At 61.9% G+C, this 6642-nt stretch carries 5 protein-coding genes; 3 read left to right on the plus strand and 2 right to left on the minus strand.

Annotated elements, in window-relative coordinates:
* Positions 1-344: 344 nt before the first annotated feature.
* Positions 345-1838 carry a glutamate-cysteine ligase family protein gene (locus tag HMPREF3092_RS09445; RefSeq protein ID WP_070424711.1) on the minus strand — a complete coding sequence of 498 codons (1494 nt, stop codon included), beginning with the start codon at positions 1836-1838 and terminating at the stop codon, positions 345-347.
* A gap of 86 nt (positions 1839-1924) precedes the next feature.
* Complete coding sequence (locus HMPREF3092_RS09450) at positions 1925-2380, minus strand: DUF3817 domain-containing protein (protein ID WP_019174011.1); 456 nt, start codon at positions 2378-2380, stop codon at positions 1925-1927.
* Between the two features lie 224 nt (positions 2381-2604).
* On the opposite strand from HMPREF3092_RS09450, the gene HMPREF3092_RS09455 reads away from it, so the two are divergent.
* From HMPREF3092_RS09455 to HMPREF3092_RS09465, 3 genes are all read left to right on the plus strand, one after another.
* Positions 2605-3705: a VIT1/CCC1 transporter family protein gene (locus HMPREF3092_RS09455; protein WP_070424712.1), complete on the plus strand. Its 1101-nt coding sequence runs from the start codon at positions 2605-2607 to the stop codon at positions 3703-3705.
* Between the two features lie 180 nt (positions 3706-3885).
* On the plus strand, positions 3886-4158 hold the full coding sequence (locus HMPREF3092_RS09460) for a DUF4235 domain-containing protein (protein ID WP_019174013.1): 273 nt from the start codon (positions 3886-3888) through the stop codon (positions 4156-4158).
* A gap of 74 nt (positions 4159-4232) precedes the next feature.
* Complete coding sequence (locus HMPREF3092_RS09465) at positions 4233-6596, plus strand: (Fe-S)-binding protein (RefSeq protein WP_218079028.1); 2364 nt, start codon at positions 4233-4235, stop codon at positions 6594-6596.
* Positions 6597-6642: the final 46 nt, after the last annotated feature.

Genomic DNA, 6642 nt, shown 5'->3' on the forward strand with positions numbered 1-6642 from the left:
CAAACACGCTATTGAGTTGACAAAGAACAGACACACAAAAAATCCACACCCACAACCGTGAGCACTTCATCAAAGGTGAAAGTTCACAGCCCTAACGGGCCATGCGAATCAGATTGATTCTGCTGCGTGGACTTCGGTTCCAGTGGAAGCGGGGCCGCACCATTTGGAAGATCTGATCTTCGGCCTGGGGCCCGCTCGCTTCGGTGTTTTCCGTCCGAGCAACGAGGACTACTCTACACACAGTTCAGAGCAGGATGCAACTCCGCGGCGAAAATATTTTTCTACGGCCTAAATTCCGCGAGTTCTCGCGGAACAAGCGGACTCGCACCGAGGTGCAATACGGCTTATTCGCCGATCTTCCACGTGTGGACTGGCTCACCTTTTGCCTGATTCTCCATGTACTGCTCAAGCATGAGGGCCAAAGCCTTCTGACGTTCTGGGCTGCCCGGGGCCGTTTTCTTCGGCTTGATGCTGCTCAGCGTGCGCAGCTGCCACAGCGCACCGTTCTGCCGACCAACAGCCCGGCCGTCGATGATGCCCATGTAGCGGTCGATCAGATCTTCCTTCACGCCGAGCTTTTCGAGACCGCGGCGGGCCTGCGGCACCAGGTAGTCGTGGACGAGCTTTGCCACGTCAATCGCACCGAGAGTCGGCCATTCCTGCCGGGCGTAGAGCCCAGAGCGCGCAGCCGTCATGAAGTTCTTCTCTGCCGTCTTAAAGGGAAGGCGCGACCACACGGGTCGGGTCTGTTCTCCCAAGAACTTGACCAGGCCGTAGTACAACGCGGCATCCGCAACCATGTCGACCACGGTCGGGCCGGCCGGCAGAAGGCGGTTCTCCACGCGCACGTGCGCCAAACCGTCAGAACTTGGTGCGTAGATGGGCCTGTTCCAGCGCCACACCGTTCCGTTGTGCAGATTGAGGTAGTGCAGGGCGGGAGCTTCGCCGCGCATAATCGGCGAACCCGATTCTTCGCGCGACTCCGGCAGAAGAACCGGGAAGTAGCGGACGTTTTCTTCGAACAGGTCGAAGATGCTGGTGATCCAGCGTTCGCCGAACCACACGCGCGGCCGCACGCCCTGGGCGATGAGTTCCGGCGGACGGGTTTCAATTGCCTGGGCGAACACAGGGATGCGGCTTTCGTGCCACACCTTGCGGCCCAAGAACAGCGGTGAGTTCGCACTCAGTGCCGCCTGCACACCGGCAATCGCCTGCGAAGCGTTCCACGCTTCGGCGAAGCGCTCCGGAGAAACCTGCAGGTGAAGCTGCATTGACGTACACGAAGACTCCGGGGCAATGTCTTCGAAATCGTGGTTGAGCACTTCGCGGTCGGCAAGGTCGATCGTGACCAGTTCGCCGCGGCTGTCCATGACAGCGTTGCTCAGTGCTTTATAGCGATTCTCCGGAGTGATCCACTCCGGGCTTTCCAGGAACTGCTCGGTGAGCGTCGGCAAAGTGCCTATCATCGCGACCGAAGAGTCGTGCTGTACGGCAGCATCGGCCGCGCGGTCGAGGCGTTCACGCAGACCGTCCTCAAGTTCCCGCAGACCATCGCCCTCAACTGAGAGAACCGGATGGTTCATTTCGAAGTTGAACGATCCGATCTCACTTTGGAAATCAGCATCGTCAAGGGTCTTGAGAACATCGAGGTTTACAGGAGCCGGCGCCATCTGCTCATCCACCAGGTTGAGCTCAAGCTCCATGCCTATAGTGCCGCGGCTGACGAACTCCGCCTGCTGCAGATAGGCGTCAAAGGTCTCCAGGTCGTCGTTGAGCTCGCGACGGTAGTCAGTTCGCTCACGCGGGGTGTAGCGCTCCCGTGATACTGCGTCTCCCATAGATCAAGCCAACCACAAACCCGGGCATTCAACCAGCCCGAACCGGGCTCCACCTCGTGCGATCAGCCTGACAATCGGGCTCGCAGTCAGCTCTGCGGGACCGGCGGACCCAAGAACAGCAGGAAGGCGAACAGAGCCGAAACCAGCACAATGCCGACAACAACAGCCAGCACCGGGTTCTTCAGAGCCCACAGGCACAGCCGCTCAAACGGATTGGCCGGCTGCCGCTGCTCACCCAGGCTCCAGCTTTCGGGCAGCAGACCCTTGCGGCGCGCCCAGATCTCAAACGGGATGGTGGCGTAGGGAATGACGGCCGAACCGAGCCCCAGCAGACCGCGAGCCTTGCCCCAACGCTCCGAAGTCGCCACGAGAACCGTGACAACGCAGTAGGCGAGGAACACAAAACCGTGGACACCTCCGCCGATCCGCACGCCCAGTTCAGTGGTCTGGGTGCCGTACTTGAGCACCATGCCGATGATCAGCATGGTCCACGTGATCGCCTCGGCAATGGCGAGAATCGAAAACAGCCTCTTGGGTGACATTGACCTTTTCCTTGTGTGCAGTGCTCGTACGCCCTGGCCAGAACAGAAGCCGGACCGGGCGATGATACTTCCAGTTTTCCAGGCCACCCTGAGTGCGGACATCAGCCGAAAGTATGAAACTGTCCGGGCACCCGCAATCGGCGGAACCTCAGAACCGCCGGCACTCGCGAGGTTAAGCCGCGCTAAGAAAAACTGCGGGACAGCGCTCTCCTACGATTGCCGGTGTGGAACAGAATTCTCCTGCGACTCCCGCGACTGACGACCCACACCTCATCAGGCAGTGGCGCCGCTACCTGGCGAACGAACTCGTTGAGGAGCGGGTCTACCGCAGCCTCGCCATGAAGAAGACCGGCGATGAGCGCCGGATCCTCTTGGCGATCGCCAACGCCGAACGTCGTCACCAGCAGCACTGGCGCACACTTTTGGGCCATCACGCTGACAAACCGGGCCGACCCGACCTCGGCGTGGTCATTCTGGCCATGTTTGCGCGCATGTTCGGTTCGATCTTCGTGCTGGCGCTGGCCCAGCAGGCTGAAAGCAGCTCCCCGTACATCGTCGATGAGTACGCGACCGAGCAGATGGCCGCCGACGAACGCGTCCACGCTGAAGTTGTGCGCGCACTGGCCACCAAGAGCCGGTCTGACATGTCCGGCAATTTCCGCGCCGCGGTCTTCGGCGCCAACGACGGCCTGGTGTCCAACCTGGCACTCGTCATGGGCGTCGGCGCTGCCGGTCTGACCAGCGGTCAGGTCCTGCTCACCGGAATTTCGGGACTCCTGGCCGGCGCTCTGTCGATGGGCGCTGGCGAATACATTTCGGTGCGCTCCCAGCACGAGCTGATTGACGCCTCGAACCCGGAGCCGGACGCCGACACGATCCTTCAGGACCTCGACATCAACGCCAATGAGCTCGCCCTGGTCTTCCAGGCTCGCGGCATGGACGAGGACGAGGCGAAGCTCGCCGCCCGCACCGCCATCGGCAGGGCGCGCACTCCCCGAGGCGCCACTTTCCTTCCGAGCTCGATTGCGCAGGTCAAGTATGAAGGAACCGGGTCGGGGCTCGGAGCTGCCGTGAGCTCCTTCCTGTTCTTCAGCGCTGGCGCTGTCATCCCAATCATTCCCTACTTCTTCGGGCTTGACGGCACCCTGCCGCTGCTGATCGCGGCCGTGCTGGTGAGCACGGCCCTCCTGTTCACGGGAGGAGTCGTCGGCGTGCTCTCCGGCAAGGCGCCGATGCCGCGCGCACTGCGCCAGCTTGCAATCGGCCTGGGTGCCGCGGGAATCACCTACGCGCTGGGTCTGCTGTTCGGCTCTGTTGCAGGGTGATCTGCCGCCGGGTGAGCTTTCGGCGCTCTCGCACTGCTCGACTGCCTTCGGTTTCGGCATGTTTCGGCGCGTCGGGATAGCATCCCTGGCAGAAGCTCTAAGCCGCACTGTGAACTGTCTGTGACGTATCCTTGTGAGACAGAAGACACACAGCAGTCCACACTGATCTGAGGAGACATCATGGGCAAACTCGCTTGGAAAGTCATCGGCCTCGGCGGAGGCGCACTCGCCGCTGTTGCCGCACGTAAGGCAATCAGCCTGGCATGGGAGAAATCGCTTGGCCGTCCCGCTCCGAACGATCCCAATGACACCGACACGGACATGGCCGAAGTCATCGCCTGGACCATCGTTTCGGGTGTCGGCGTAGCGATCGCCCAGATCGTCGTTCAGCGCTATGCCGCTCAGGCAATCCGCAGCCAATTCGGCAACGAAGCTGTTGCGGAATCCAACTGAGCACCTTTTTCTGCCCATCTTTCTGATGGATTTTCAGGGCCCTTGCGAAAGGGCCCCCTGGAGGTAATACACACATGACAGCCCTGCAGATCGTCGCAGCAGTCATCGGCGTTGCTGCGACCATCGTCGGCTGGACAATGTTCTTGACCCGCATCGGCAAGTTCGTCCAGTTCTTCAAGCTCGGCGCGCCCACGCGCGCGGGTGAGCGCACAAACGACGCCGGCGCACGCACCGGCACCCTCGTCAAGGAGTTCCTGGGTCACACCCGGATGGCGCGTTTGCCCGTTGTGGCAATCGCCCACTGGTTCACCATGATCTCCTTCGGCGTGCTCACGCTGACGCTTGCTCAGGCAACTATGCAGCTGTTCAACCCGGCTGCGACCCTGCCGCTGATCGGCCACTTCGTGCCCTACGAATGGATCACAGAGCTGTTCGCGATGGCCGGCCTGATCGGCATCATCGTGCTGATCGCCATTCGCCAGGCCAAGAAGCCCAAGGGCGAAACACTCGATGAGCAGCGCAAGTCGCGTTTCTACGGCTCGAACTTCTGGCAGGCCTACTACGTTGAGTTCACCATTCTGGGCGTCTGCCTGTGCATTGCACTGCTGCGCGGCCTCGAATACGTGCTGCAGGGCCACGAAGGTCAGGCGAACCTCATCCTGCACTTCCCGCTGACCTTCTGGATCGGCGAAATCTTCTCCGGTCTGTCGATTCCGGTCGTGTCCGGCCTGATCGTCGCGATCGCACTGGCGAAGATCCTCATCTCCTACGCCTGGATGGTCACCGTCGCGCTCACCCCCACGATGGGTGTTGCCTGGCACCGCTTCCTCGCGTTCTTCAACATCTGGTTCAAGCGCCACGCAAACGGCCGCACCTCACTCGGCGCTCTCCAGCCGATGGTGTCCAAGGGCGAAGAGCTCGACTTCTCTGACCCCGACGCAATGGATGACTCCACCACGATGGGCGTCGGCAAGGTCGAAGACTTCACGTGGAAGGGTCTGCTGGACTTCTCCACCTGTACCGAGTGCGGTCGTTGCCAGAGCCAGTGTCCGGCCTGGAACACGGAAAAGCCGCTGAGCCCCAAGCTCATGATGATCAACCTGCGCAACCACTCGGCCGCTAAGGCGCCGTGGCTGGAAGCCGCACAGAAGGCACAGGCCGAAGCTCAGCCGCCGGCACCCCTTGCCGAGGATGCCGACAAGAAGGCCAAGCGCGCGTGGCAGAAGGAAATGGACGCCTACGAGGGCATTTCCGACCCACACGAAAACCTCGACCTGCTGGGCACCCTGTCCGAGGCTGCTCAGGCTGAGGCAGTCCGCCCGCTCGTCGGCGCGCAAGACGTCGAAGAACTCGCAGAGCTCGGCGTCATCGACCCCGACGCCCTGTGGTCGTGCACCACGTGCGGTGCCTGCGTTGAGCAGTGCCCCGTGGACATCGAGCACGTCGACCACTTCGTTGACATGCGCCGCTACCAGGTGCTCATCGAATCGGCGTTCCCCACCGAGCTCGGCGGTCTGTTCAAGAACCTCGAAAACAAGCAGAACCCGTGGGGCATGTCCCAACGCAAGCGCCTCGAGTGGGCCAAGGACCTCGACTTCGAAGTCAAGCAGGTCGGTGCCGACATCGAGGACCTCGGCGAAGTCGAATACCTCTTCTGGGTCGGCTGCGCCGGTGCGTTCGAAGACCGCGCCAAGAAGACCACGCAGGCAACTGCGGAGCTTCTCAACATGGCCGGTGTCGACTTCGCCGTCCTGGGCGATGGCGAATCGTGCACGGGTGACCCTGCTCGCCGCGCGGGCAACGAGTTCCTCTACCAGATGCTGGCCCAGGCCAATGTCGAGGTGCTCAACGAAATGAAGGCGCGCAAGATCGTCGTGACCTGTGCGCACTGCTTCAACACGATCGCGAATGAATACCCACAGCTGGACGGCAAGTTCGAAGTCGTCCACCACACCCAACTGCTCAACAAACTCGTCCGCGAACGCAAGCTCACCCCGGTCGCTCCGGCCGAAGGTGAACAGGTGCAGACCCCGGTCACGTACCACGACCCCTGCTACCTGGGCCGCCACAACCAGATCTACGAACCGCCGCGTGAGCTCATCGGCTCGCTGCCCGGCGTGGAGTACCGCGAAATGGAGCGCTCGAAGGAAACGAGCTTCTGCTGTGGTGCCGGTGGTGCGCGCATGTGGATGGAAGAGACCATCGGTTCGCGCATCAACGTCAACCGCACGAAGGAAGCCGTCGCCACCGGCGCCGAACAGATTGCGGTCGGCTGCCCGTTCTGCCGCGTCATGCTGTCTGACGGTCTGACCGCCGAACAGTCTGAGGGCAACGCATCCGAGGGCATCGAGGTTCTCGATGTTGCGCAGATGCTGCTGGCCGGCGTGAAGCGCGGTCAGGGCGGAGCGGAATCCGCACCGGAACCCGCCGAGGTCTGATCGACTGACTGATGTCTGAAGGGGGCGCCGCCGATTTTCGGCGGCG

The sequence above is a fragment of the Brevibacterium sp. HMSC24B04 genome, from assembly GCF_001806835.1.
Classification (GTDB): Bacteria; Actinomycetota; Actinomycetes; order Actinomycetales; family Brevibacteriaceae; genus Brevibacterium; species Brevibacterium ravenspurgense.